Genomic DNA, 26,269 nt, shown 5'->3' with positions numbered 1-26,269 from the left:
CTCTCCGAAAATCAGCTTTGGCCCGCCAGAGCTTCCTGCTCGTCGAGGCGGTACACGATGCGTAGGATTTCATTGGTTTGGGTCAGAAGGCGGTTCTCAAGCAGAACGAGATCGCTTTTCACCTCGGCAACATCCCGTTCCAGCCGCCCCAGCCTGACATCATGGCGCGACAGCGTCTCGATGACGTGGTCGAGCTTGCGATCCATCGTCCTGAGCAGGACGAGCGTATGGCTGGCAACGTTCTGGCTCGTCTCGTCGGCCAAGGGACCCGCTCCGTTTCAGATCAAATATCGGGCGCCTTGGTCGTCAGCGCAAGGGCGTGCAGCACGCCGCCCATATTCCCCTGGAGCGCGGCATAGACCATCTGGTGCTGCTGCACCCGGGTCTTGCCCTTGAAGGCGGCCGAGGTGACGGTCGCTGCATAGTGGTCGCCGTCGCCGGCCAGATCCTTGATCTCGATCGCGGCATCCGGCAGCGCCGCCTTGATCATGCGCTCGATCTCGTGGGCATCCATCGCCATGGTCTAACTCCTCATTTCGGACCGCCCCCCGTCATTGCGAGGAGCGAAGCGACGAAGCAATCCAGGGGAACGTAGAACTCTACGAGATTGGATTGCTTCGCTACGCTCGCAATGACGATCAGGCCGCCTTGCCGGCCATGTAGGACGGCAGCCAGTCTTCATGGATCTTGCGGAGATCGGCGATCGCCAGAGCGGACTCGCCCGGCAGGGTAAGCGAGGCGCCGCCCGTGCGGCCGATCACCAGCGTCGGCACGCCGGCCGCCTTGGCGGCAGCGATCACGGCATCGGCCTCGGCCGCCGGCACCGCCAGGACATAGCGCGCCTGATCCTCGCCGAAGAGCGCGGCATGGGCAGGGCCGGCCGGCAGCGTCTCGACGGTCGCGCCGATGCCCTTGGCCATCGCCATCTCGGCAAGCGCAACCGCCAGGCCGCCATCCGACAGGTCGTGGCAGGTCGTAACCTTGCCGCCCGCGATCAGCCCGCGCACGAAATCGCCGTTGCGGCGCTCGATCGCGAGATCGACCGGCGGCGGGGCGCCCTCCTCGCGGCCGCAAACGGTCGCGAGATAGGCGCTCTGGCCGAGCCAGCCGGCGGTCTCGCCAATCAGGATGATCGCCTCGCCCTCGGCCTTGAAGGCGACGGTCGCGTGCCTGGTGACATCGGCCATGACGCCGACGCCGCCGATGGTCGGGGTCGGCAGGATCGAGATGCCGTTGGTCTCGTTGTAGAGCGAGACGTTGCCGGAAACGACCGGGAAGTCGAGCGCCTTGCAGGCCTCGCCGATGCCACGGACGCAGCCGACGAGCTGGCCCATCACTTCCGGCTTCTCGGGATTGCCGAAGTTCAGGTTGTCGGTGATAGCCAGCGGCGTCGCGCCGGTCGCGGTCAGGTTGCGCCAGGCTTCCGCCACCGCCTGCTTGCCGCCCTCGAAGGGATCGGCCTCGCAATAGCGCGGCGTCACGTCGGCGGTCATGGCAAGGCCTCGCGGCCCATCCTCGATGCGGATCACACCCGCATCACCGCCCGGCGTCACCGCCGAATTGCCGAGGATCAGCGTGTCGTACTGCTCCCAGATCCAGCGCTTGGAGGAGAGGTCCGGCGAGCCTATCAGCTTCTTCAGCGCCTCGGCATTGCCGCAAGGCGGCGTCACGCTCTCGGCCGCGATGCGCTGCTGCGGCGCGGTCTCGATCCACGGCCGGTCATATTCCGGAGCCTCGTCGCCGAGCTCCTTGATCGGCAGGTCGGCCATGACCTCGCCCTGGTGCTTCACGACGAAGCGCAGCGTGTCGGTGGTGTGGCCGATGACGGCGAAGTCCAGGCCCCATTTCTTGAAGATCGCCTCGGCGGCGTCCTCGTGGCCGGGCTTGATCACCATGAGCATGCGCTCCTGACTCTCCGACAGCATCATCTCATAGGCGCTCATGCCCTCCTCGCGGCAGGGCACCTTGTCGAGGTCGAGCTCGACGCCGAGATCGCCCTTGGCGCCCATCTCGACGGCCGAGCAGGTCAGGCCGGCGGCGCCCATGTCCTGGATCGCATCGACATGGCCGGCGGCCATGATCTCGAGGCAGGCTTCGAGCAGCAGCTTCTCGGCGAAGGGATCGCCGACCTGCACGGTCGGACGCTTCTCCTCCGACTTGTCGTCGAATTCGGCCGAGGCCATGGTCGCGCCGTGGATGCCGTCGCGGCCCGTCTTGGATCCCAGATAAACGATCGCCTTACCGACGCCAGAGGCCTTGGCGTAGAAGATCTCGTCGGCCTGGGCGATGCCCACCGCCATGGCGTTGACGAGGATGTTGCCGTCATAGCGGCTATGGAAGCCGGTGGCGCCGCCAACGTTCGGCACGCCGAAGGAATTGCCGTAGCCGCCGATGCCGGCGACGACGCCGGAGACGAGGTGGCGGGTCTTCGGATGATCCGGCGAGCCGAAGCGCAGCGCATCGAGCACCGCAATCGGGCGCGCGCCCATGGTGAAGACGTCGCGCAGGATGCCGCCGACGCCCGTCGTCGCGCCCTGATAGGGCTCGATGAAGGAGGGGTGGTTGTGGCTCTCCATCTTGAAGACGATGGCGGTGCCCTCGCCGATATCGATGACGCCGGCATTCTCGCCCGGGCCCTGGATCACCCAGGGCGCCTTGGTCGGCAGCGTCTTCAGATGGATCTTCGACGACTTGTAGGAGCAGTGCTCGTTCCACATCGCCGAGACGATGCCGAGCTCCGTGATCGTCGGCTCGCGGCCGATCAGATGCAGGAAGCGCTGGTACTCGTCAGGCTTCAGGCCATGCTCGGCGACGAGCTGCGGGGTGATCTTGATGTCGTTCGGAATCACGGGCTCAGGCTTCCTGGCGGTCCGGCGATAAGGGTTGGCAGGGGCATAGCCTGCCTAGGCTCGCGAGACAACATTCCAGGCGCGGAGCGCGCTTTCAGCCCTGGATAGCGACGAGCGCGGCCCTGAGCGTCGCCGGAATCGGCACAGGCTTCTGGCTCGCGCGCTCGACATAGACATGGGTGAAGCGCCCTTGCGCAGCCGCTTGAGTTCCGCCTTGCCGGAAAATGCCGATACGATAGGTGACCGAGCTGTTGCCGAGCCGCTCGACCGCGATCCCGACGTCCACCGCCTCGGGGAAGGCGACGCTCTCGAAATAGGTGCAAGCCGTCTCGACCACGAGCCCGACGATCTCGCTGCCGGCAAGGTCCAGGAAGCCGTTCTCGATCAGCCAGGCATTCACCGCCGTGTCGAACCAGCCGTAATAGACGACATTGTTGACGTGCCCGTAGGCGTCATTGTCGTGCCAGCGTGTCGGGATGGCGCGGAAGACGTGGAAATCGGCGCGGGTCAGGCGGGGTTGGCGCTCGCTCATCCCTCGCCTCCCGGCTTCTCGCCCGCCTTGATCTCCGGCACACCGAGCGCGTCCGCCAGACGAGCCTTGGCCGAACCGGGCTTCAGCGGCTTCTGCTGGCTCTCGTGCGGGGCCCAGCCGGAAACCCAGACGAATTCGAAGGTCGCCGGCAGGCGCCCGTCCGGATCGGCGAAGCGTTCGGCATAGAGCGCAGCCGCTCGCAGCAAGGTCTCGCGCCGGAGCGGCGTCTTGCGCCGGGCGACGAGCGCATTCGCCCAGCCCATGGCGCGCAGGTCGCGGAACAGCCCGAAGGCATCGCGATAGCGCACTGTCACGATCTCGCTGTCGATGACGGGCAAGGCGAAGCCGGCGCGTTGCAGGAGCCCGCCGAGATCGCGCAGGTCGGCGAAAGGCGCGACACGCGGGCTGACTCCGCCCGTCGTCTCGCTTTCGGCTTCGAGCAGCGCCTGCCTGAGTTCCTGCAAGGTCCGCCCGCCGAGAAGGCAGCCCATGAACAGGCCGTCGGGCTTGAGCGCCCGTTTGATCTGGATGAGCGCGCCGGGTAGGTCGTTGACCCCATGCAGCGCCAGCAGCGAGACGGCGAGATCGAGCGAGCCGGCGGCAAAGGGCAGGCTTTCGAGGTCACCGACGAGATCGGCAGGCTTTCCTTCCGCCTCCGCCATCCGCAGAAGCCGCCCGGCCCGCCCCGCGAGGATGGGCGCGACGACCGGCAGCGCCGTCCCGAGATCGGCCGCGACCGCGAACTCCCGCAGCACGGCCCCGAGTCGCTCCTCCAGATCACCCGCCGCACGCTGGAGCAGGAAATCCGGGTAATCCTGCGCAAGCGCGCGTCTCAGCCGCGAACGGCCGAGTGCACGGTCGAAGACGAGGCTCTGGTCACTCAACTTTGCACCGCCAGCAAGACGCAAGCCCTCACCCTTGAAGGAGCCATTCCTATTCGGAATGGCTCCTCAGGACGAGGGCTGAGTTGAACGGGCCGCGCACCATTCAGCGGTCGAGCAGCTTCTCGATCTCGGCGCGCAGCTGCGGGCCAAGATCGCTGCGGTCGAGTGCATAGGCGACATTCGCCGCGAGGAAGCCGATCTTCGAGCCGGCATCGTAGATGTCGCCGTCGAAGCGCACCGCGTAGAACGGCTCCAGATGCGACAGGGCGATCATCGAATCGGTCAGCTGGATTTCGCCGCCGGCACCCTTCTCCTGGTTGGCGAGCAGGTTGAAGATCGTCGGCTGCAGGATATAGCGGCCGGAGATGTGGAGGTTCGACGGCGCCGTGCCCTTCGCCGGCTTCTCGACCATGCCGGTGATCTTCGAGACCTTGGCCTTGGCGTCCTGGACGCCGACGATGCCGTATTGATGGGTCTGGTCGTCAGGCACGGGGGCGACGGCGATGTGGTTGCCGCCGTGCTGGTCATAGGCCTCGATCATTTCGGCGAGGCAGCCCTTGCCGGCGCTGTAGTGCAGCATGTCCGGCAGCAGCAGCGCGAAGGGCTCCTCACCCACCAGTTCGCGCGCGCACCAGACCGCGTGGCCGAGGCCGAGCGGCGCCTGCTGGCGGGTGAAGCTGGTCGCGCCTGCGGCCGGCAGGTCATGCTTCAGCGCCTCCAGCTCCTTCACCTTGTTGCGCTTGGCCAGCGTATCGTCGAGCTCGTAGGCCATGTCGAAATGATCCTCGATCACTGCCTTGTTGCGGCCAGTGACGAAGATGAAGTGCTCGATGCCGGCGGCGCGCGCCTCGTCCACGACATGCTGCACGACCGGACGGTCGACGATGGTGAGCATCTCCTTCGGGATCGCCTTGGTGGCGGGCAGGAAGCGGGTGCCAAGACCAGCGACGGGAAGAACGGCCTTGCGGATGCGTTTCGTCATGAAAAATCCATTGGGCGCAATAGCCTTGCCGAAGCCAGGCGATGATGGGAACGGCCGTACAACTGTCATGGTTGCGGGCCATCAGGCGGTATTAGCTGACAGGCCTTGAGAAGCCGTCAACGGTTTTTCGATAAGTCCGGTTCCTGACAAAGATGAGGCGAGAGAGACGATGGCGGTATTGGTTTCCGGCGGCGCCGGCTACATCGGCAGCCATATGGTGCTGGAATTGCTCGATCGCGGCGAGAAGGTCGTGGTGCTCGACAATCTCTCCACGGGGTTCTGGTGGGCGGTGCCGCCCGAGGCGATCTTCGTCCAGGGCGATATCGGAAACCAGGAACTGGTCGAGGGCCTGATCGGCGAATACGAGATCACCGAGATCGCGCATTTCGCCGCCAGGATCGTGGTTCCGGAATCCGTGACGGATCCTCTGGGCTATTATTTCAACAATACCGTGAAGACGCGCGCACTGATCGAGAGCGCCGCGCGCATGGGCGTGAAGCACGTCATCTTCTCCTCCACCGCCGCCGTCTATGGCGAGCCGCAGGTCTCCCCGGTGCCGGAGGAGATCGCGCTCAACCCGATCAACCCCTATGGCCGCTCCAAGCTGATGAGCGAGTGGATGCTGCAGGACGCGGCGAAGGCGCATGGCTTCTCGTATGTTGCGCTGCGCTATTTCAACGTCGCCGGCGCCGATCCGAAGCTGCGCTCCGGCCAGTCCTCGCCTAACGCCACCCATCTCATCAAGGTCGCGAGCCAGGCCGCGCTCGGCCAGCGCGACGGCTTGACCGTCTTCGGCACCGATTATGCGACGCCGGACGGCACCTGCGTGCGCGACTATATCCACGTCACCGATCTCGCCCGCGCGCATCTCGCCGCGCTCGACCATCTGCGCAGCGGCGGCGAGAGCCTGACGCTGAACTGCGGCTATGGCCGCGGCTATTCGGTGAAGGAGGTCGTCGAGGTCGTGAAGAAGGTCTCCGGCGTCGATTTCCCGGTGGCGCTGGCGGAGCGCCGTGCCGGCGATCCAGCCTCGCTGATCGCCCGGGCCGACCGCATCCGCGCCGAGCTGGGCTGGCAACCCGAGCATGACGATCTCGAGGAGATCGTCGGCCAGGCACTCGCCTGGGAGGAGAAGCTCAGGACGAAGAACGCCTCGGCCTGACCGATCCGAGAGTCCACCACGTTTCCATGAAAGCGCGGATCATCCCGGCCGGAGCGAAGAGCCGGGATCCATGCCTGAACTTTGATCGGAAGCGCCCCGGCATGGATCCCGGGTCAAGCCCGGGATGACGGCGTGGTTCCGAGAAGATCAGCAGAATCTGCCCTCAGGGCGCCGCCCCCTCCTCCACCGGCTCGCGCACTTCGAGCACGGTCAGGCGCTTCACCTCGCCGGAGCGTGTCGTCCAGTCGATCGAGCGCTCGGCTGCCATGCCGATCAGCGCAACGCCGATCGGCGTCATCACCGAAACGCGATTCTTCTCGATATCGGCATCCTGCGGCCAGACCAGGGTGACCGTGGTCTCCCGCTTGGTGCTCTCGTCTCGATAGACGATCTGGCTGCCGATGCGGGCATGGTCGTGCGAGACCCGGTTTCCGGGCAGGATGCGGGCACGGTCGAGCTCATGGGTCAGCTCTGCGGCAAGCTCGGGCATCGTGTTGGCCGCGCCGGCCGCGATACGGCTCAGCATGGCATGATCCGCGGCCGTGACGGTGATGGCGGGACGCTTGGCGGTCATCGGTATAGTCTTTCATCGAAAACGCGAGCGCCCGCCGGCGGACAAAACCGCGCGGCATCCAAAGGTCGAACTCGCAGGGAAATTGGTGAGAGGAAGCGCCCCCCGAACCGGAGGCGCGACGCGCGACAGGCCCGGGGCTAGAAGCCCGCGATGAGGTTGCCCGAGCGGTGCAGACCGCGGCGGAAGGGGGACGCGCTATTCATCCCTCAAGAATCGGACAATCGCCGATGCTTGTCAAATCACGAATACCGCAGCGTTTCAGGCAAGAATTAACCGCTGATTAATCTTGTTAGGGCGCTGTGAAGGTGTTTCCATCCAACATGCTCCGGGAGTGTCCATGCGCCTGTCCGTCATCGCAGCTGCGGCCCTGATCAGCCTGGCGCCGGCGCTGGCCCAGACGACCGGCTCGATCAACGTCTCCGGCGCCCATGCCCGCAATGCGCAGGCGACCTCGGCCAGCGCCTCTTTCGACATCTTCCTGCAGCGGCTCTGGCCGCAGGCCCAAGCGCGCGGCATCTCGCGCGCGACCTTCGACCTCGCCTTCCGCGGGGTGACGCCGGACCCGTCCATCGTCGCGCTCACCAAGAAGCAGGCCGAATTCAGCGCCCCGATCTGGAACTATCTGGAGAACGCCGTCGGCGGCGCGCGCATCCAGCGCGGGCGCGAGGCCGCAGCCGAGAACGCCTCCGTGCTCGCCCAGGTCGAGGCGCGCTATGGCGTGCCCAAGGAGGTCGTCCTCGGCGTCTGGGGCATGGAGACCAATTACGGCTCGTTCAAGGGCAACAAGGACGTCATCCGCTCGCTGGCGACGCTGGCCTCTATCCGCTATCGCGGCGACTTCTTCCGCGACGAGCTCCTGACCGCGCTCGAGCTGATCGAGAAGGGCTATGTCGAGCGCAGCGAGCTGAAGGGCTCCTGGGCCGGCGCCATGGGCCATACCCAGTTCATGCCGTCGAGCTACATGAAATACGCGGTCGACTGGACCGGTAACGGCCATGCCGACATCTGGACCTCGTCGAGCGACGCCATCGCCTCCACCGCCAATTACCTCAAGGGCTATGGCTGGGTCCCGGGCCTGCCCTGGGGCATGGAGGTCACCCTGCCCCAGGGATTCGACCACCGCCTGGACAAGGCGAGCTTCGTCAGCTTCGTCTCGGCCGGCGTCCGGCGCGCCGATGGCGGGCGCCTGCCCTCCTCCGGCGAAGGCCGCCTGTTCTACCCGGCCGGCCATACCGGCCCGGTGATGCTGCTGACCGCCAATTTCGACGTCATCAAGAAGTACAATTCCTCGGATGCCTATGCGATGGCCGTCGGCCATCTCGGCGACCGCATCGCCGGGCGCGCCGCCATCCAGGCGAGCTGGCCAACCAAGGCCCCGCGCCTCGACATGGCCGCGACCCGCGACCTCCAGAACCGCCTGAAGGCGCTCGGCCTCTACAACCACGACGCCGATGGCCGCATCGGCACCGGCACGCGCGAGGCGGTCCGCCGCTACCAGATCAGCGCCGGCGAAATCGCCGACGGCTACCCGACCCCAGCCCTGCTCTCCAAGCTGCGCGGCAAGCGCTGACTTCGGGCCGACCCCGGCCTATAATACAGAGCGAAGGGGAACCACCGGATCGGCCTATGCGCCTGCGCTCGCTCGCCATGGTTCTGGCTGCCGCCTGCCTGCTCCTCCTGACGGGCGGGCCGGTTTCCCTCGCCCAGCAACAGCAGCGCAGCCTGTTCCAGATGTTCTGGCAATTGCCCGCGCAGCCGCGCACCGCGGCGCCGCAGCCGCGCCAGCGCGTCGCCCCCGTCGTCCGCCGCCGCGAGGCGCCCGTCGTCGTCCGCGACGATCCGGTCATCCCCAAGGTCGATGTCAGCAGCCACATCGTGGTGATGGGCGATTCCCTCGCCAATCTCCTGGCGAACGGGCTCGACGACGCCCTCAACGACCGCCCGGATGTCGAGGTGGTCCACCGGGCAAAGCCCGATTCCGGCCTTGTCCGGACCGACTTCTACGACTGGCCGAAAGCGGTTTCCGAGCTCCTCGCCAGCGACCAGAAGATCAGCATCGGCGTCATCCTGCTCGGCCTCAACGATCGCCAGCCGATCCGCGAGGGCGAAGCCGTCCACGAGCCCTTGAGCCCGCGCTGGCTCGAGCTCTATCGCGACCGTGTCGACGCCATCGCCAACGCCTTCGCCGGCAAGCGCGTGCCGCTGATCTGGGTCGGCGCGCCGCCGATGCAGAACGGACGGCTCTCGGCCGACCTCGTCACCCTCAACGACCTCTACCGCCAGCGGGTCGAGAAGGCGGGCGGGCAATATGTCGATCTCTGGGGCGGCTTCGTCGATGCCGAGAACCGCTATGCGGCGACCGGCCCCGACGTCTCCGGCCAGCCGATGCGCCTGCGCCTCGGTGACGGCATCCATTTCACGGTTGCCGGCGCCCGCAAGGCCGCCCATTTCGTCGATCTCGTCATCCGCCGCATGATCGAGGCCGCCCCGCAGAACAGCGTCATCGCGCTCCCCGTCTCGCCCGAGACCGGCGCCCCCAGCGCGCCGGAGCTCCAGCCTGGCGGCGTCGAGCGCCTGATCGACCAGATGGTCGCGGGCGTCCCCACGATGGGCCTGCCCGCCGCCTTGCAGGCCCGGCCATTGGCCGGGCCGATCCAGCCCCTCACCGGTCAGGCCGCGCTCTCCGAGCAGCCATTGCTCGCCTCGGTCACCGAAGCGCGCGGGCGCGGCGATGCCGCCCTCCAGCTCGAACGCGTCTTCGGCCAGGGCATCGCGCCGGACCCGGTCGCGGGCCGGCTCGACGATTACCGCTGGCCGCGCTGAACGCCCGATCAACCCGCCATCAGCCGATCGAAGACCGGATCGGGGTCGTCGGCCTCGACCAGCTTCTTGCCGGTGATCACCCAGATCCGCGTCGCGACCGCTCGCACGAAGGCGCGGTCATGGCTGACCAGCAGGCAGGCCGTTTCCTGCTTGATCAGCTCGCTTTCCAGCATGTCCTGCCCCTCGATATCGAGATGGTTCGTCGGCTCGTCCAGCAGGTAGAAATTCGGCTCGATCAGGCGCAGCAGCAGCATCGCCAGCCGCGCGCGCTGCCCGCCCGAGAGACGCGCGATCGGCGCGGCCTGCGCCTCGCTCGCGATCCCTGCGCCAGCAAGCACCGTGCGCGCCGTCTGGTCGCCAAGATCGCTGGAGCGCTTCACCGCGTCCCAGGGCGTGCGCCAGGCATCGAGCTGCGAAAGACCCTGGTCGGAATAGCCGGCCTTCAGGGTCGCCGCGCCGCGGACATCCGAGTCGGAACCATCAAGCGCCATCCGTAGCCGCGCGACGAAGCGCGTCTTGCCGCTGCCATTGGCACCGAGCAGCGCGATCCGGTCGCCCTTCTCGATCCAGAGCGGCCCGGTGCGGAACAGCAGGCGCCCGTCCGGCGTAGCCACCGCCGTTTCCTTGATCGCGACCAGCGCCCTGGCATGGATGCCGCTGCTGGCGAGCCGGATCGTGCCGGCCGAGCGCTCCTTGTATCCGGGCTTGGCCCGCTCCTCCAGCTTGTCGGCGCGCTCGGACAATTGCTTGGTCTTGACCACCAGCAGGTCCGAGCCGGAATTGATGCCGATATTCTTCAGCTTCGCCGCCTGCTGGCGAAGCGCCCGAACCTTGCGCATCTCGTTCTCGAATTGCCGGTCCCGCGCCGCGTCGCGCTCCTCCAGCGCCTGCAAGGCGCGCGCATAGGGCAAGGCGAAATCGGCGCTCTCCACCGGGCGCAGGAATAGGGTGCGCGTGCTGACATCGTCGAGGAAAGCGCGGTCATGGCTCGCCACGACCACGGCGCAGTCGCGTGGCAGGCTGGCGAGGAAACGCTCCAGCAGGCCGATCCGTTCGAGGTCAAGATGGTTGGTCGGCTCGTCCAGCAGCAGCAGATCGGGCTCGATCACGGCCGCGCGCGCCAGCAGCATCGTGCGCTGCCAACCGCCGGACAGGCTGCCGACAGGCCGGCTGCGCAGGCTTTCCTCAACCATGAGATCGTCGAGCAGCACGTCGACGCGCCAGCTCTCGGTCTCTGCCGCCTCGGGATCGAGCGCGTCCAGCACGGCATCGTAGAGGCTCATCGGCAACAGGCGCTCGGGCGGGTCCTGCGGCGCGAAGGTGGTGACAAGGCCGTGCGAGCGGGTCAGCGTTCCGCCGCTCGCCTCCTCGCTGCCGGCCAAGATGCGCAGGAGCGAGGATTTGCCACGTCCGTTGGCGGCGACGAGGCCGAGGCGGTCGCCCTTGGCGATGGCGAGGCCGAGGCCGGCGAAGAGCGGCGCGCTGCGCGCGAGCGAAAGGTCTTTCAGGGTGATGAGGGACATCGGAATCTCATGAAGTCAGGCTTGCGCGCAAGAGCACGCCGAAGAAGGCTGACGATGAGACGGCGATGCGTTCCCGGTCAGCCCCGCGAAGTGAAGCGCGGGGCGCAGACAGGTCCGCGGGTACGGCAATGGAAGCGGCGGCGCGGTGCCTGCTTCCCCTTCTGGCTTGATTCCATGACGCGGATCATAACCGAGTCGGCACGGTTGAACAGGGCTCCCGCCCTCTCCGCCGCTCCCTCGCGACCTTCTGACTTCTATAGCATCGGCCCGAAAAGTGGAGCGCGGTTTTCGGGCAAATCCGATGCAAAATCAAAGAGCTAGAGTATCGGGCTGAATACGATATTCAATCCGATACTCTAGTCTCGCGCGATCTGCCGCAGGAGACCATGCAGGTTGAGCGCTTCGGAAGCCTGTGCCTTGGCCACGATCGCATCGACAGGCGCGCCCGATAGCCGCTTGTGCATGACATCCCGGGGGGCCAATCCGAACTCCCTCCTGAACGATCGGCTGAAGCTGGACGGATCCGGAAAACCCAACCCCTCGGCGATCGCAGCCACCGAACGCCCTTCGGCATTCTTCGACAGTTCTGTGAAGCAGCGCTTGAGGCGACGGCGCTGGATGTAATTCGCCACGCCCCCTTCGTTCTCGAACAGGCGATAGAGCTGCGACCGGGACATGCCGGCTTCGCGGCAGAGGAAATCCGGCCCCAGAGCGGTGTTGTTCAGGTTCAGGTCGACAATGCGCCGGACGACCTCCTTGCGCGTCGCGGCAAGCGGCGCCGCGCCAATGGCACTGTGATCGGCCGAAGGCGAGACGCAGGCGAGCAGCATGCCACGGATCGCGCTTTGCAGGTTCTCCAGATTCATGTCGGCAAAGGCCGAGGCGCTGCGCACCAGCAGGTCGATGAACTCGGTCAGGAGCGCGCCCATCTGGTCACCGAGCGGGCGCCCCTCGGCCGCTTCGAAAACGGGTGACAGCTCGGGAAAGGCGTCCCGCGGCAGATAGAGTTGCAGGCGCTCGTCCGCTTCACGCTGACTGACGAGCGGACGGCCGAACGAGGCTATGAAGGGCGTGTTGGCCGGCACGTCGAGCGTGCCTTGCCGGCCCTCACCAAAGGTCCGCTGACGGCCGAAGGCGACGCCCCAATGATCGACGGGGTTGCGCCGGACAAGGCCCGTCGTCCGGAGCGCGCGCAGTTTCGGCGCGCGGATGCGGGTCAGGCCGAAGCCGCCGAAATCCCAGGTTTCGCTTGTCGCGGAGAAGCCTTGCTGGGGGTCGTCGACCTCGACGTCGAAGATCGTATCGAACCAGCCGCGCCAGGCGTCGAGCTGCTGCGCTTTGGGAAGGCCCGCCGTGGTGAAGATAACCGGTATCATGGAACGGAGCCGGACCAGGGACTGGGGAGCGCCCTTGCACTCCCATTTTACATGACGGTCAAGTTAATTATTCGCAACTGCGAAAGCCTGCCTAAATTTAAGGCAGCTTTGCTGCAGCGCCGAGGTAGAGACCGGATTCAACCATGCGGGCGACCGTCGAAGGGAGACGCCTGCGAACGGACGCAACCGTTCGCCCGCCGCCCGATCGGCACCGAGACGGCTAGTGCATGAGCGCGAACCGGAGTCTCCCCGTCGGGACGGGCTCACACCGGCAGGATCGTCGCGCCCATCAGCTCCTTGTCGATCGCATGGGCCGCCTGGCGACCCTCGCGGATCGCCCAGACCACCAGCGACTGGCCGCGACGCATGTCGCCGGCGACGAAGACCTTGCCGACATTGGTCTTGTAGTCGCGGTCATTGGCGACGACGTTGGCACGCTTGTCCACGGCCGCGCCCGACTGCGCGATCATGCCCTCGATCACCGAGCCGGCGAAGCCGATGGCGAGGAAGCAAAGATCGGCCTGGAGCACGAATTCGGTGCCGGGAATGGGCTTGCGCTTCTCGTCCACGCGGGCGCATTTCACGCCGGTGAGCCGGCCGTTGCGGCCTTCGAGCCCAAGCGTCGCCGCCTGGAACTCGCGCTCAGCGCCCTCGGCCTGCGACGAGGACGTGCGGAACTTGGTCGGCCAGTACGGCCAGACCGTCAGCTTGTCCTCCAGCTCCGGCGCCATCGGCCGGATATCGAGCTGCGTCACCGAGAGCGCGCCCTGCCGGAAGGCTGTGCCGACGCAGTCCGAGGCCGTATCGCCGCCGCCGACGACGACGACATGCTTGCCAGCCGCGCTGATCGGCTCAAGGCTCGAGACGTCCTCACCGCCGACGCGCTTGTTCTGCTGGGTCAGGTACGGCATCGCGTAGTGCACGCCGGCAAGATTGGTGTCCGGCAGGCCGGGATCGCGCGGCGCTTCCGCCCCGCCCGTCATCAGCACCGCGTCATGCTCGGCCATCAGCGTGGCGAAGGGCAGGTTCACGCCGACATTGGCATTGTAGTGGAAGGTCACGCCTTCCGCCTCCATCTGCTTCACCCGGCGGTCGATATGCTTCTTCTCCATCTTGAAGTCGGGGATGCCGTAGCGCAGCAGGCCGCCGGCCTTGGCCTCGCGCTCATAGAGATGGACGTCGTGCCCGACGCGGGCGAGCTGCTGCGCCGCAGCCATGCCGGCCGGCCCCGAGCCGACGATGGCGATGCGCTTGCCGGTGCGCTTGGCCGGGATTTCCGGCGCGATCCAGCCCTCCTCCCAGCCCTTGTCGGCAATCGCCTGCTCGATCGTCTTGATCGTCACCGGCATGTTTTCGAGGTTGAGCGTGCAGGCTTCCTCGCAAGGAGCCGGACAGATGCGGCCGGTGAATTCCGGGAAGTTGTTGGTGGAGTGGAGGTTGCGCAGAGCATCCTCCCAGCCGCCGGAATAGACCAGCTCGTTCCAGTCCGGGATCTGGTTATGGACCGGGCAGCCGGTCGGCCCATGGCAGAACGGAATGCCGCAATCCATGCAGCGCGCCGCCTGCTTCTTGATATCGCGCTCTTCCAGCGGGAGCGTGAACTCGCGGAAGTGGCGAATGCGGTCGCCGGCGAGCTGATACTTCTGCTCCTGCCGGTCGAATTCGAGAAAGCCCGTGACCTTGCCCATGCCGTTTCTCTCGCCGTGTGCGCGGGGCGTCCCCGTGCGCGTGCCTTAACCTGATCGAGATGCCGGGACCGTGACGGCCCCGGCGGGGTGGCGTTCGCTTATTCCGCAGCCTGCAAGGTGCGGGCCTGTTCCATCTCGCGCAGCGCGCGGCGGTACTCGACCGGCATCACCTTGACGAACTTGGTGCGGTAATCCGCCCAGTTGTCGAGGATGGTGCGGGCGCGCTCCGAGCCGGTGTAGTCGACATGGTTCGTCAGCATCTGCATCAGGCGCTCTTCATCGTGGCCCGACATATTGGTCATGTCGATCCGGCCCTTGTGCTCGAGATCGCCGCCATGATGGTGCAAGCGCTCCATCAGGTCCTCTTCCTCCTCGACCGGTTCAAGATCGACCATCGAGAGATTGCAGCGCGACTTGAAGGTGCCGTCCTCGTCCAGAACATAGGCGATGCCGCCCGACATGCCGGCCGCGAAATTGCGCCCGGTCTGGCCGATGACCGCGACGACGCCGCCGGTCATGTACTCGCAGCCATGGTCGCCGGTGCCTTCCACCACCGCGATGGCGCCGGAATTGCGCACCGCGAAACGCTCGCCCGCGACGCCGCGGAAGTAAGCTTCGCCTGCGATCGCGCCGTAGAGCACGGTGTTGCCGACGATGATCGAGCGCTCGGCCACGGCCTTGGTCGCCGGATCGGGCTTCACGATCACCTTGCCGCCCGAGAGACCCTTGGCGACATAGTCGTTGGCCTGGCCGGTGAGCTCGACCGTGACGCCCGCCGCCAGGAAGGCCGCGAAGCTCTGGCCGGAGGTGCCGGTGAGCTTCACCGTGATCGTGTCTTCCGGCAGACCGGCATGGCCGTACTTCTTGGCGACGGCGCCAGACAACATCGCGCCCGTGCTGCGGTCGACATTGCCGACCGGCTTCTCGATCACGACCGGCGTGCCGGTCTCGATCGCGTTCGTCGCCTCTGCGAGCAGCTGGCGGTCGAGCACGGTGTCGATCGGGTGCTTCTGCAACTCGACATGGCGGATCGCCACGCCCGGCAGGTCGACCTTGTGGAAGAGCTTGGTGAAGTCGAGCCCGTTCGCCTTCCAGTGTTCGATGGCGTCGCGCTTGTCGAGCAGGTCCGAGCGGCCGACGATCTCCTCGATCTTGGTGAAGCCCATCTCCGCCATGATCCGGCGGACATCCTCGGCCACGAAGAAGAAGTAGTTCACGACATGCTCGGGCAGGCCCTTGAAGCGCTTGCGCAGCACCGGGTCCTGCGTCGCGACGCCGACCGGGCAGGTGTTGAGATGGCACTTGCGCATCATGATGCAGCCCGCCGCGATCAAGGGCGCGGTCGAGAAGCCGAACTCGTCGGCCCCGAGCAGCGCGCCGATGATGACGTCGCGGCCGGTCCGCAACCCACCGTCGACCTGGAGCGCGACACGCCCGCGCAGTTGGTTCAGCACCAGCGTCTGCTGCGTCTCGGCGAGGCCGATCTCCCAGGGCGAGCCGGCATGCTTCAGCGAGGTCAGGGGGCTCGCGCCCGTGCCGCCCTCGAAGCCGGAAATGGTGATGTGGTCGGCGCGCGACTTGGCGACGCCGGCGGCTACCGTGCCGACGCCGATCTCGGAGACGAGCTTCACCGAGACATCGGCTGCCGGGTTGACGTTCTTCAGGTCGAAGATGAGCTGCGCCAGATCCTCGATCGAATAGATGTCATGGTGCGGCGGCGGCGAGATCAGGCCGACACCCGGCGTCGAATGCCGGGTGCGGGCGATCTTGGCGTCGACCTTGTGGCCGGGAAGCTGGCCGCCCTCGCCGGGCTTGGCGCCCTGCGCCACCTTGATCTGCATCACGTCGGCATTGACGAGATATTCGGTGGTGACACCGAAGCGGCCGGACGCGACCTGCTTGATCGCCGAGCGCTTCGAGCGGCCATCCGGCATCGGGCGGAAGCGGATCGGTTCCTCGCCGCCCTCGCCGGTGTTCGACTTGCCGCCGATCTGGTTCATCGCGAGCGCGATCGTCTCGTGCGCCTCGCGCGAGATCGAGCCGAAGGACATCGCGCCGGTGGCGAAGCGCTTCACGATCTCGGCGGCGGGCTCGACGCTCTCCAGCGGCACCGGCGCGCGGCCATTGTCGGTCGCCATCTTGACCTTGAACAGGCCGCGGATGGTGCTGAGCCGCTGCGCGTCGTCGTTGACCTGCTGGGCGAACTCCTCGTAGCGGTCCTGCGCGTTCAAGCGCACCGCATGCTGCAGCGAGGCGACAACATCCGGCTTCCAGACATGGTCCTCGCCGCGGACGCGGTACATGTACTCGCCGCCGATATCGAGGCTGTTGCGGTAGAGCGGCGAGTCGCCGAAGGCGTCGCGATGCCGGCGCAGGCTCTCCTCGGCGATCTCGTCGAGACCGACGCCCTCGATCGCCGTGCCCGTGCCGAAGAAGAACTTGTCGACGAAGGCGCTCTTCAGGCCGACGGCGTCGAAGATCTGCGCGCCGCAATAGGACTGGTAGGTCGAGATGCCCATCTTGGACATGACCTTGAGCACGCCCTTGCCCACCGACTTGATGTAGCGCTTCACCACCTCGTCGGCATCGACCTCCTCGGGGAAGGCGCCCTGCTCATGCTGGTCGAGCAGGGTGTCGAAGGCGAGATAGGGGTTGATCGCCTCGGCGCCGTAGCCGGCGAGGCAGCAGAAATGATGGATCTCGCGCGGTTCGCCGGATTCGACGACAAGGCCGACCGAGGTGCGCAGGCCCTTGCGGATCAGGTGATGATGCACCGCCGCCGTCGCCAAGAGCGCCGGGATCGGGATGCGGTCCGGCCCGACCTGCCGGTCCGAGAGGATAATGATGTTGTAGCCGCCATGGACCGCCGCTTCCGCGCGCTCACAGAGCCGCGCCACGGCGCCGTCCATGCCGGCCGCGCCCTCGCGCGCCGGATAGGTGAAGTCGATCGTCTTGGTGTCGAAACGATCCTCGTAATGGCCGATGCAGCGGATCTTCTCGAGATCGTCATTGGTCAGGATCGGGGTGCGGACCTCCAGGCGCTTGCGCCGCGAGGTGCCCTCCAGATCAAGGATGTTCGGACGCGGCCCGATGAAGGAGAGCAGGCTCATCACCAGCTCCTCGCGGATCGGGTCGATCGGCGGGTTGGTGACCTGTGCGAAGTTCTGCTTGAAATAGGTGTAGAGCAGCTTCGACTTGAGCGAGAGCGCCGAGATCGGCGTGTCCGTGCCCATCGAGCCCACGGCTTCCTGCCCGGTCACCGCCATCGGCGCCATCAGCAGGCGGACATCCTCGGTGGTGTAGCCGAAGGATTGCTGGCGATCGAGCAGCGGGACGTCGGTGCGCGAGGCCCGCGCCTCGACCGGCGGCAGGTCCTCCAGCACGATCTGGGTGCGCTTCAGCCAGTCCTTGTAAGGGTTGGCGAGGCAGAGCGAGGTCTTGATCTCGTCATCGCCGATGATGCGGCCTTCTTCGAGATCGATCAGCAGCATCTTGCCGGGCTGGAGGCGCCACTTCTCGACGATCTTCTCCTCCGGGATCGGCAGCACGCCGAATTCCGAGGCGAGCACGACGAGCCCATCGTCGGTGACGAGATAGCGCGCCGGACGCAGGCCGTTGCGGTCGAGCGTGGCGCCGATCTGGCGACCGTCGGTGAAGGCGATCGCGGCCGGCCCGTCCCAGGGCTCCATCAGCGCGGCGTGATATTCGTAGAACGCGCGCCGCTCCTCGTTCATCAGCGGGTTGCCGTTCCACGCCTCCGGCACGAGCATCATCATGGCATGGGCCAGCGAATAGCCGCCCTGCACCAGGAACTCGAGCGCGTTGTCGAAGCAGGCGGTGTCGGACTGGCCCTCGTAGGAAATCGGCCAGAGCTTCGAGATGTCGGAGCCGAACAGGTCGGAATCGACGCTCGCCTGCCGCGCCGCCATCCAGTTGACGTTGCCGCGCAGCGTGTTGATCTCGCCGTTATGGGCGACCATCCGGTAGGGATGGGCGAGGCGCCAGGACGGGAAGGTATTGGTGGCGAAGCGCTGGTGGACCAGCGCCAGCGCGCTCTCGAAGCGCTCGTCCTGCAGGTCCTTGAAGTAGGAACCGAGCTGGTTCACCAGCACCATGCCCTTGTAGACGATGGTGCGGCAGGACATCGAGACGGGGTAATACTCCGCCGTCTTGCGCTCCTGATGCTTGTAGACCTTGTTCGAGACCGACTTGCGGAGGACATAGACCTGCCGCTCGAACTCGTCCTCGTCGGCGATGTCCTCGGGACGGCCGACGAAGAGCTGGCGATGGACCGGCTCGGTCGCGAGCACGGCATGGCCAAGATCGCTGTTGTCGACCGGCACGTCGCGCCAGCCGAGGAAGACGAGCCCCTCCTCCGCCACGGTCTGCGCGATGATCTCCTCGCACATCGCCCGGGCAGCGGGATCGCGCGGCATGAAGAACTGGCCGATGGCGTAGTAGCCCTGCTCCGGCAGGGTGATGCCGAGCCGCGCGGTCTCCTCGCGGAAGAACCGGTCGGGGATCTGGACGAGGATGCCGCAACCGTCGCCGAGCTTCGGATCGGCACCGACCGCACCGCGATGGTCGATATTGTGCAGGATCTGCAGGCCCTGCTGCACGATCGCGTGGCTCTTGCGGTTCTTCATGTCGGCGATGAAGCCGACGCCGCACGAGTCTTTCTCGTTATTGGGATCGTACAGGCCCTGATGCGTCGGCATCGCCGGATCGCGCACGGCCGGAAAACGCTCGAAAGCCTCTGCGCCGCTCGACTTGCTGGTCACGCTCATCGTCAAACCCCGCTTCCCAGAACCCCGCGGACTCGCGCCGGCAGGGAGACCCGTCAGTCCACAATCCCGACCGCTGCGGCCCTCGGAGCCGACCTGATGTCGGCAGCAAGGATGGGGCCAGAGCGGTTCGGCCGTCGTCTCTTTGGAGGCTTTGCTTGCGCTTTGTTTCCACCGCGCCCGCGTCCTCCGCAGGCGCCTCGGGCGTGGCTCGCCCGTTCGCGCCTGTCTTCAGGCCGTCGTTTTACGGACGGCGCGCGTGCGATTGGCTTTGGCGTTGGTAGCCCGGCCCTTCGTCATGCTCCGCTCCGTTGCGACGGCGCGACCTCGAGCTAGAACAGCTTTTGGTCGGCGCGGTGAAAAATGGGACAGCAACACTGTCCTATTGCGATGAACTTGCCAGAATTCCAATCTAGGCACAAGCGCCGATTTCGCGCTGCAGCGAAATTTTATTGCAAAATTGAATCCACGCCAGACATTTCCGAAACGAAAGCCCGACTCAGGCAGTCCGGTTCTTGTTTTTCGGCATGCCCCAAGGTCTCACCCAGCGCAGCGCGCAAGCCCCCTCCTCGTCCTTGTCGCTTGGCAGAAAACCGCCCTCCGCCTAACCCTCAAGCCATGGATTTCTTCAGCGACAACACCGCCGCCGCCAGCCCTCGCGTCATGGCGGCGCTCGCCGCCGCCAATGCCGGTGCCGCCTCCCCCTACGGCAAGGACGACTGGACGCGCCGCGTCGAGGAGCGCTTCGCCGCGATCTTCGAACGCGAGGTCGCGGTCTTCCTCGTGCTCACCGGCACGGCGGCGAATGCGCTGGCGCTGGCCAGCATCGTCAAGCCCTGGGGCGCGATCCTCACCCATGAAGAGGCGCATGTCGTCGAGGACGAGTGCGGCGCGCCGGAATTCTTCACCAACGGCGCCAAGCTGGTCGACCTGCCCGGCACCGGCGCCAAGCTGAAGCCGGAGACGGTGACGAGCGCGCTCTCGCATCTGCTCGCCGGCGATTTCCATCAGGTCCAGGCGCAGGCGCTGACGATCACGCAGGCGACCGAATGCGGCACGATCTACACCCCGGCCGAAGTGCGCGCCCTCAAGGAGGCCGTCACGCCGCGCGGCCTGAAGCTGCACATGGATGGCGCCCGCTTCGCCAATGCGTTGGTCACGCTCGGTTGCACCCCGGCCGAGGTCACCTGGAAGGCCGGCGTCGACGTGCTCTCCTTCGGCGGCACCAAGAACGGCGCGCTCGCGGCTGAAGCGGTGATCTTCTTCGACCCGGCCGAGGCCGAGGAGATGAAATGGCGCCGCAAGCGCGCCGGCCAGACGCTCTCGAAGGGCCGCGTCCTCGGCGCCCAGTTCGAAGGCCTGCTCGCCGACGATCACTGGCTCGACCTCGCCCGCCATGCCAATGCGTGCGCGAAGCGACTGGCGGATTCGGTTGCACAGGGCAGCGAGGCCCGCCTCGCCTGGCCCTGCCAGGCGAACGAAGTCTTCCTCGTTCTGCCGCCCGCAGTGCAGGAGCGTCTGAAAGCGGCAGGCATCGGCTATTACGACTGGTCGGCGCGCTCGCTGCCGCCGGAAGCGCCGCTGAAAGATGGCGAGGTCGTCGGCCGCTTCGTCATGTCCTTCGCGACGAAGCCTGAGGATGTCGAGCGCTTGGTCGCCGCGATCGCAGGCTGAACGGGCGCATTTGCGCCCCGTTTCCAGCCGCATACCTGCCGCAATCCCTAACAAGACTGAATAGCGAGCAGTCAGTCGCTAAGGGAATTTCGCATGGCAGATCGTTCGACCGCACCGGGGCGCATCGCGCTGATGGGCCTGGTCGTGGCCGGCGCAATGGCCGGCATGGCGGGCACCGCCAGCGCCCAGTACTATTATTACGACGACGGATACGACCCCTACCCGGCCTATGGCTACGGCTATCGTTACGACTACGGCTACGCGCCGCGCCCGCCCGCCGCCGTGCCGCGCGCGCCGGCTGCCGTCTCGCCCTACTCGGTCAACGGCATCGCGGCCCGCCGCTACGGCCTCGTGCGGATCGAGCGCTCGATCCGGCGCGACGACACCTATATCGTCGACGGCGTCACGCAGGGTGGCCAGCGCCAGCGCCTGATCCTCGACGCCTATGCCGGCGAATTGATCCAGCGCATACCCTTGCGCGGACAGGCCGCCCCCAGCGTCGCCCGCGCCGACCCGCGCGAGGAGTACGCCCCGCCGCGCCAGCGTCTCGTGCCCCAGCCGCCGGAACGGCCGCCCGAGCTCAAGGGTCCGACTGAGGCCAGCGCCCCGGCAACGACCGTGCCGCCATCCCCGGCCGCACCGCCCACGCCCGAGCCTGTCGCGCCGGTCGAGAAGCCGCCGGCAGAGGCAAGCGCACCCGCGACAACTTCGCCGCCCTCACCCGCCGCGCCGCCTGCGCCCGAACCGGTGAAACCAGCGGAAACGGCACCGGCTCAGGCCAGCGCCCCGGCGGCCATTGTCCCGCCGCAGCCCGCCCGGCCGGCGGAGCCGTCACCCGGAGCGACCAATCCGGAGACCGGCGCCGACAAGCCGAAGCTCGTCAACCCGAGCGACGTGCGCAACACCGAGGGCACCGAGCGCAAGCCACCGCTCTCGACCGCAGCGCCGGCAGCCGAAGCCTCGTCGATCCCGCCGGTGCAGAACATCGATCCGAGCCCATCGACGCCGAAGCCCGAGACGCCGATCGCTCCGGTCGCCCCGATGAACTGACCGAACAACAAAAAAAGGCTCCCGTTTCCGGGAGCCTTTCGCTTTCATCGAAAGCCTGACGCTGGTTACGCGGCCTTGGCGACCTTGGCCTCGAGGACCTTGGCGGAACCGCCGCCAATCGGAATCTGGCGCGGCTTCTTGGCCTCGGGGATCTCGCGCACGAGGTCGATATGGAGCAGGCCGTTCTCCAGGCTGGCGCCGGTCACCTGCACATAATCCGCAAGCTGGAAGCGACGCTCGAAGGCGCGCGCGGCGATGCCCTGATGCAGGACCTCGCGCTTCTCGGCACCCTCGACGATCTGCTTCTCGCCCTTGACGGTCAGCGCGTTTTCCTTGGACTCGATGGAGAGGTCGCCCTCACCGAAACCCGCGACCGCGATGGTGATGCGGTAGGCGTTCTCGGCGGTCCGCTCGATATTGTAGGGCGGGTAGCTCGGAGCGGCTTCGCTGCTCGACGCCTGGTCGAGGAGATTGAACAGACGGTCGAAACCGACGGTCGAGCGATAAAGCGGCGAAAGGTCGAAATGACGCATGATATGTCCTCCGAAGAAGCGACAATGAGGCCGGTCCGCCTCGCCTGAGCGCGGACCTTGGTTGCTTTCGTGCAGCCGGTTCTGGCCTGCACAGACCTGATCTGGGGAGGCATTTGGGCTTTTCAAGAGCCGTGCTTCGTAGCGTCGGATTGAATGCTCAGCCCTCATCCTGAGGAGCGCCGCGAGGCGCGTCTCGAAGGATGCTCCAGGTGGTTCCGGAGACATCTGGACCATCCTTCGAGACGCCGCTGACGCGGCTCCTCAGGATGAGGGCTTGAAGGCTTCTCCCGGCACCAAATGACCCGCACGTTTCTTTTTTCGACGCACCGACATGTTTTCGCAGGATATCTCGTGCAGGATGTGAGGCATGCGGCGGCCGCGACCCATGATGCAGCCGCGATGCGGAGCACTTGATGGCCGAGGCCGCCTTTTTCGCCGACCCGGACTATCCCGTTCCCGGGCGTGGCAAGACCTGGCTCGCGACGACGCGGGATGGGGCCGCCTTGCGCTTCGCGAGCTGGCACCCGACGGTGAAGCCTGTGCGCGGCACCATCGTCGTCGTGCAGGGCCGGGCCGAGTTCATCGAGCGCTACAGTGAAACCATCGCGGAACTGCGCCGCCGTGGCTTCCATGTGCTGAGCTTCGACTGGCGCGGCCAGGGCGGCTCGCAACGTTTCGTCCGGCGCACGCGCAAGGGCCATGTCGGGCGTCTCAGGCACTACGAGGCCGATCTCGCGCTGGCCATGGCCGAGATGCAGGCGAAGTTGCCACCGCCCTATTTCGTCCTCGCCCATTCGATGGGCGCCGCGCTCTGCCTCGACGCTGCCCGCTCGAATGCCCTGCCGGTCTCGCGCATGGTCGCGCTCGCGCCGATGCTGGGCATCGCGATGATCCCGCATTCCGGCCGGGCCAAGCTCCTGGCGAGCCTGCTCTACTGGCTCGGCCTCGGTCGCGCCTTCGTGCCGGGCGGCGGCGATACCGCGATCGCGACCAAACCCTTCGAGGGCAACCGCCTGACCGGCGACCCCGTCCGCTATGCCCGCAACGCCGCACTCTCGGCCGCGGCACGCGAGCTCAGCATCGGCGACCCGACCGTCGCCTGGATCAGGACGGCCTTCCGGCTGATGGCGCGCCTCGCCACGCCTTCAGCCCCGCTGGAGGTGAAGGTGCCGACCCTGATCATCGCCGCCGGCCGCGATCCGGTCGTCTCGACGCCCGCGATCGAGCGCTTCGCGGCGCGGCTGAAGACCGGCTCGGCGCTGGTCCTGCCGACGTCACGCCACGAGATCCTGATGGAGAACGACGCGATCCGCGCCCAGTTCTGGGCCGCCTTCGACGCCTTCATCCCCGGCGAGGATCAGGCCCTGCCCGGCTCAGCCCGCGAGCCTGGCCATGGCGGCCTCATGCAGCGCCTTGCTGCCGGCCGCGAGGATGCGCCCGCCTCCGGCAGCGCTGCCGCCGTCCCATGAGGTGACGATGCCGCCCGCCCCCTCGATGATCGGGATCAGCGCGACGATGTCATAGGGTTTGAGGCCGCTCTCGATGACGAGGTCGACATGGCCGGCCGCGAGCATGCAATAGGCGTAGCAGTCGCAGCCATAGCGCGAGAGCCGAACGTCGCTTTCGACGCGCGCGAAGGCCTCGGCCTCCTCGCCTTTGAACAGGGCCGGCGTCGTCGTCATCAGCGTCGCGGTGGCAAGGTCGGTCGTCTGGCGCGTCCGCAGCTTCTTCGATCCGCCCGGCCCCTCATAGCGCGCCTCGCGCCCGTCGCCGGAAAAGCGCTCGCTCGAGAAGGGCTGGTGCATCATGCCGTAGACCGGCACGCCGTTGCGCGTCAGCCCGATCAGCGTGCCCCAGACCGGAATGCCCGAGATGAAGGCGCGCGTGCCGTCGATCGGATCGAGCACCCAGACATATTCCGCATCTGTGTTCTCGCTGCCGAATTCCTCCCCGAGCACGCCATGGGCCGGGAACTGCCGCTTGATCATGTGGCGCATCACCGATTCGCCGGCGCGGTCGCCCTCCGTCACGGGATCGAACACCCCGCCGCGGGACTTGTCCTCCGTCGCGTGCAGCGCGCGGAAGAAGGGCAGGATCGCCCGGCCCGACTGTGTCGCCAACTCTGCGACAAAGGCGCCGAAATCGACTGCGCTCATGAACAGGCACTCCATTTTGCTGCTCTGCAGCATCGACTCCGCGAGCGGATCACACAGATCGAGGCTCGGACGCGGAAATATCCGAAAAACCTCTGCTTTTCGCAACAACGCCATGCATCAGTCGCATAGCGCCTTTGATTTCGTCGATTTCACTTGCGTTTTGCAGCGCACTCTCATATTGTGCACTGCGAAGGGGAGATGACCTCAAACCTTCATTGCCCTCCTTGGGCGTTTCCTCCCTAGACTTGGGCCGCCACGCAAGTGTGCGGCCCTTTTTTCTTGGACAGCCCCCCGCTTCGCCGGCAACCGCTACTCGGCCGCCTCGCGCCCTTCGTCGAGCCAGCCGCTCCAGCGCGCGAAGCAATCCGCCATCACGCCCGCGATCGCCTGCTCGACCGCGCCGAAGCCGGCATGCGGCTCCAGCGTCGTCTCGTTCATGTAGAGCGCGCGGTTCACTTCAATCTGCAGCGCATGCACGCCGGCAGCCGGCGCGCCGTAATGCTCGGTGATGAAGCCGCCGGCATAGGGCCGGTTGCGGGTGACGCTGAAACCCAGCCGCGTGAAGGCCTGCTCGGCGATGTCGATGATATAGCCTGCGGCGCTGGTGCCGAAGCGGTCGCCCAGGATGATGTCGGATTTCGCGCCCCCCTCGCGATCGAGCCCGGCCGAGGGCATCGAATGCGCATCGACGAGGATGCAGGTTCCGAATACGCCTTGCGTGCGCTGGATGAGGCTGCGCAGACCCGCATGATAGGGTCGGTAGAGCTCGTCGATGCGGGCGAGCCCCTCCTGAATCGGAATCCGGCCGAAATAGATCTCCTGCCCGTCGCCGACGATGCGGGGAATCGTGCCGAGCCCGCCGGCGACCCGCATCGAGCGCGTATTGGCGAAGGGCGGCACCCGGCCCTCGAACATGCGCGGGTCGAGCTCGTAGGGCTCGCGATTGACGTCGAGATAGGCGCGCGGGAACTCCGCCGCGAGCAGCGGCGCGCCGAGCGCAACACTCTGCCCGAACAGCCGGTCGACATAGGCGTCCTCGGAACGTCTGAGGCTGCGCAGCGGCAGACGCGCCGCCTCGACGAAACCGCGCGGATAGCAGCGGCCGGCATGCGGCACGTCGACCACCACCGGCACGACCTGGAGAGCCGGCTGGTACAGGCTGAACGGCCGCTCGATCTCGGCGACGACGTCGTCCGGCACGGGCTGAAAAGGGGTGGAGGAAAAGCTCATCTCACGCTGACTGAAGCACACAAACCGGAGCGGTTGAAGCGATGTCGCAAACCTGAGGAAATTCTCTGCTGGATTCACGCCTTGTTTACCATGATGTTGCCTTATCAAAGGACATGGTTCCAACTGTGCGGCCGGGTGAGTACCCAACCGTTCCAGACCCGGCCTTGGCCGCGGTGCCAGACGTTACAGAAACACAGGCCTCAGGGACGAACAGATCAGGCCCATGACGAAGATACTGCTCGCCGAAGACGACAACGATATGCGTCGCTTCCTGGTCAAGGCCCTGCAGAACGCGGGCTACGACGTCGCCTCCTTCGATAATGGCCTGTCGGCCTATAACCGCCTGCGCGAGGAGCCGTTCGAGCTCCTGCTGACGGATATCGTCATGCCGGAAATGGACGGCATCGAGCTGGCGCGCCGCGCCACCGAGCTCGATCCCGACATCAAGG

At 66.6% G+C, this 26,269-nt stretch carries 21 protein-coding genes; 7 read left to right on the top strand and 14 right to left on the bottom strand.

The window, feature by feature from the left end; genetic code table 11:
* Positions 1-11 precede the first annotated feature (11 nt).
* From Q0Q02_RS14095 to Q0Q02_RS14070, 6 genes are all read right to left on the bottom strand, one after another.
* Positions 12-263, bottom strand: coding sequence for a hypothetical protein (locus tag Q0Q02_RS14095; RefSeq protein WP_293810372.1), 252 nt, complete (start codon positions 261-263; stop codon positions 12-14).
* Positions 264-283: 20 nt separating this feature from the next.
* The gene (locus Q0Q02_RS14090; protein WP_293810371.1) at positions 284-520 is read right to left on the bottom strand and encodes a BolA family transcriptional regulator; all 237 of its coding nucleotides are present in this window, start codon (positions 518-520) and stop codon (positions 284-286) included.
* Positions 521-638: 118 nt separating this feature from the next.
* A complete protein-coding gene (gene purL / locus Q0Q02_RS14085; protein WP_293810370.1) occupies positions 639-2,849 on the bottom strand; it encodes a phosphoribosylformylglycinamidine synthase subunit PurL in 2,211 nt (736 codons plus the stop codon).
* A 94-nt stretch (positions 2,850-2,943) separates the two neighbouring features.
* Positions 2,944-3,381 carry a thioesterase family protein gene (locus Q0Q02_RS14080; RefSeq protein ID WP_293810369.1) on the bottom strand — a complete coding sequence of 146 codons (438 nt, stop codon included), beginning with the start codon at positions 3,379-3,381 and terminating at the stop codon, positions 2,944-2,946.
* Positions 3,378-4,265, bottom strand: a complete 888-nt coding sequence (locus tag Q0Q02_RS14075) for a methyltransferase domain-containing protein (protein ID WP_293810368.1) — start codon at positions 4,263-4,265, stop codon at positions 3,378-3,380. The genes Q0Q02_RS14080 and Q0Q02_RS14075 overlap by 4 nt, the downstream gene beginning before the upstream one ends.
* Before the next feature lie 103 nt (positions 4,266-4,368).
* Positions 4,369-5,247 carry a UTP--glucose-1-phosphate uridylyltransferase gene (locus Q0Q02_RS14070; protein WP_293810367.1) on the bottom strand — a complete coding sequence of 293 codons (879 nt, stop codon included), beginning with the start codon at positions 5,245-5,247 and terminating at the stop codon, positions 4,369-4,371.
* Between the two features lie 169 nt (positions 5,248-5,416).
* Between Q0Q02_RS14070 and galE the strand changes: the two genes are divergently transcribed.
* Entirely contained in the window at positions 5,417-6,409 is a 993-nt protein-coding gene (gene galE / locus Q0Q02_RS14065; protein WP_293810366.1) for a UDP-glucose 4-epimerase GalE, read from the top strand.
* A gap of 163 nt (positions 6,410-6,572) precedes the next feature.
* Here the strand turns inward: galE and rnk are convergent, their stop codons facing one another.
* Entirely contained in the window at positions 6,573-6,983 is a 411-nt protein-coding gene (rnk, locus tag Q0Q02_RS14060; RefSeq protein ID WP_293810365.1) for a nucleoside diphosphate kinase regulator, read from the bottom strand.
* A gap of 337 nt (positions 6,984-7,320) precedes the next feature.
* Here rnk and Q0Q02_RS14055 point away from each other — a divergent pair, with 337 nt between their 5' ends.
* Together Q0Q02_RS14055 and Q0Q02_RS14050 are read left to right on the top strand one after the other, a co-directional pair.
* Positions 7,321-8,553 (top strand): lytic murein transglycosylase, encoded by a 1,233-nt coding sequence (locus Q0Q02_RS14055; protein WP_293810364.1) that lies wholly within the window; start codon positions 7,321-7,323, stop codon positions 8,551-8,553.
* 56 nt (positions 8,554-8,609) lie between these two features.
* Positions 8,610-9,806, top strand: a complete 1,197-nt coding sequence (locus tag Q0Q02_RS14050; RefSeq protein ID WP_293810363.1) for an SGNH family hydrolase — start codon at positions 8,610-8,612, stop codon at positions 9,804-9,806.
* 8 nt (positions 9,807-9,814) lie between these two features.
* Here the strand turns inward: Q0Q02_RS14050 and Q0Q02_RS14045 are convergent, their stop codons facing one another.
* The 4 genes from Q0Q02_RS14045 to gltB form a co-directional block, all read right to left on the bottom strand.
* A complete protein-coding gene (locus Q0Q02_RS14045) occupies positions 9,815-11,329 on the bottom strand; it encodes an ABC-F family ATP-binding cassette domain-containing protein (RefSeq protein ID WP_293810362.1) in 1,515 nt (504 codons plus the stop codon).
* Between the two features lie 356 nt (positions 11,330-11,685).
* Entirely contained in the window at positions 11,686-12,705 is a 1,020-nt protein-coding gene (locus tag Q0Q02_RS14040; RefSeq protein ID WP_293810361.1) for a helix-turn-helix domain-containing protein, read from the bottom strand.
* 263 nt (positions 12,706-12,968) lie between these two features.
* Positions 12,969-14,393 carry a glutamate synthase subunit beta gene (locus tag Q0Q02_RS14035; RefSeq protein ID WP_293810360.1) on the bottom strand — a complete coding sequence of 475 codons (1,425 nt, stop codon included), beginning with the start codon at positions 14,391-14,393 and terminating at the stop codon, positions 12,969-12,971.
* A gap of 98 nt (positions 14,394-14,491) precedes the next feature.
* On the bottom strand, positions 14,492-19,180 hold the full coding sequence (gltB, locus tag Q0Q02_RS14030; RefSeq protein WP_293810359.1) for a glutamate synthase large subunit: 4,689 nt from the start codon (positions 19,178-19,180) through the stop codon (positions 14,492-14,494).
* A gap of 615 nt (positions 19,181-19,795) precedes the next feature.
* On the opposite strand from gltB, the gene Q0Q02_RS14025 reads away from it, so the two are divergent.
* Together Q0Q02_RS14025 and Q0Q02_RS14020 are read left to right on the top strand one after the other, a co-directional pair.
* Positions 19,796-20,851 carry a low specificity L-threonine aldolase gene (locus tag Q0Q02_RS14025; protein ID WP_293810358.1) on the top strand — a complete coding sequence of 352 codons (1,056 nt, stop codon included), beginning with the start codon at positions 19,796-19,798 and terminating at the stop codon, positions 20,849-20,851.
* A gap of 93 nt (positions 20,852-20,944) precedes the next feature.
* Positions 20,945-21,901 (top strand): hypothetical protein, encoded by a 957-nt coding sequence (locus tag Q0Q02_RS14020; protein WP_293810357.1) that lies wholly within the window; start codon positions 20,945-20,947, stop codon positions 21,899-21,901.
* Between the two features lie 65 nt (positions 21,902-21,966).
* On the opposite strand, the gene Q0Q02_RS14015 is transcribed toward Q0Q02_RS14020, so the two are convergent.
* A complete protein-coding gene (locus Q0Q02_RS14015; protein ID WP_293810356.1) occupies positions 21,967-22,434 on the bottom strand; it encodes an Hsp20 family protein in 468 nt (155 codons plus the stop codon).
* Between the two features lie 413 nt (positions 22,435-22,847).
* Between Q0Q02_RS14015 and Q0Q02_RS14010 the strand changes: the two genes are divergently transcribed.
* Positions 22,848-23,903 (top strand): alpha/beta hydrolase, encoded by a 1,056-nt coding sequence (locus Q0Q02_RS14010; RefSeq protein ID WP_293810355.1) that lies wholly within the window; start codon positions 22,848-22,850, stop codon positions 23,901-23,903.
* On the opposite strand, the gene hisN is transcribed toward Q0Q02_RS14010, so the two are convergent.
* Together hisN and Q0Q02_RS14000 are read right to left on the bottom strand one after the other, a co-directional pair.
* Positions 23,808-24,590, bottom strand: coding sequence for a histidinol-phosphatase (hisN, locus tag Q0Q02_RS14005; RefSeq protein WP_293810354.1), 783 nt, complete (start codon positions 24,588-24,590; stop codon positions 23,808-23,810). The genes Q0Q02_RS14010 and hisN overlap by 96 nt on opposite strands.
* 309 nt (positions 24,591-24,899) lie before the next feature.
* Entirely contained in the window at positions 24,900-25,790 is an 891-nt protein-coding gene (locus Q0Q02_RS14000) for an N-formylglutamate amidohydrolase (RefSeq protein WP_293810405.1), read from the bottom strand.
* 253 nt (positions 25,791-26,043) lie between these two features.
* Between Q0Q02_RS14000 and Q0Q02_RS13995 the strand changes: the two genes are divergently transcribed.
* A partial coding sequence (locus Q0Q02_RS13995; protein ID WP_293810353.1) for a response regulator occupies positions 26,044-26,269 on the top strand: 226 nt, incomplete at its 3' end.

Origin of the sequence: uncultured Allobosea sp., assembly GCF_945956895.1 — a bacterium.
GTDB lineage: Bacteria > Pseudomonadota > Alphaproteobacteria > Rhizobiales > Beijerinckiaceae > Allobosea.
The sequence above is the reverse complement of the archived record's forward strand: the minus strand, read 5'-3'. Positions and strand labels throughout refer to the sequence as shown.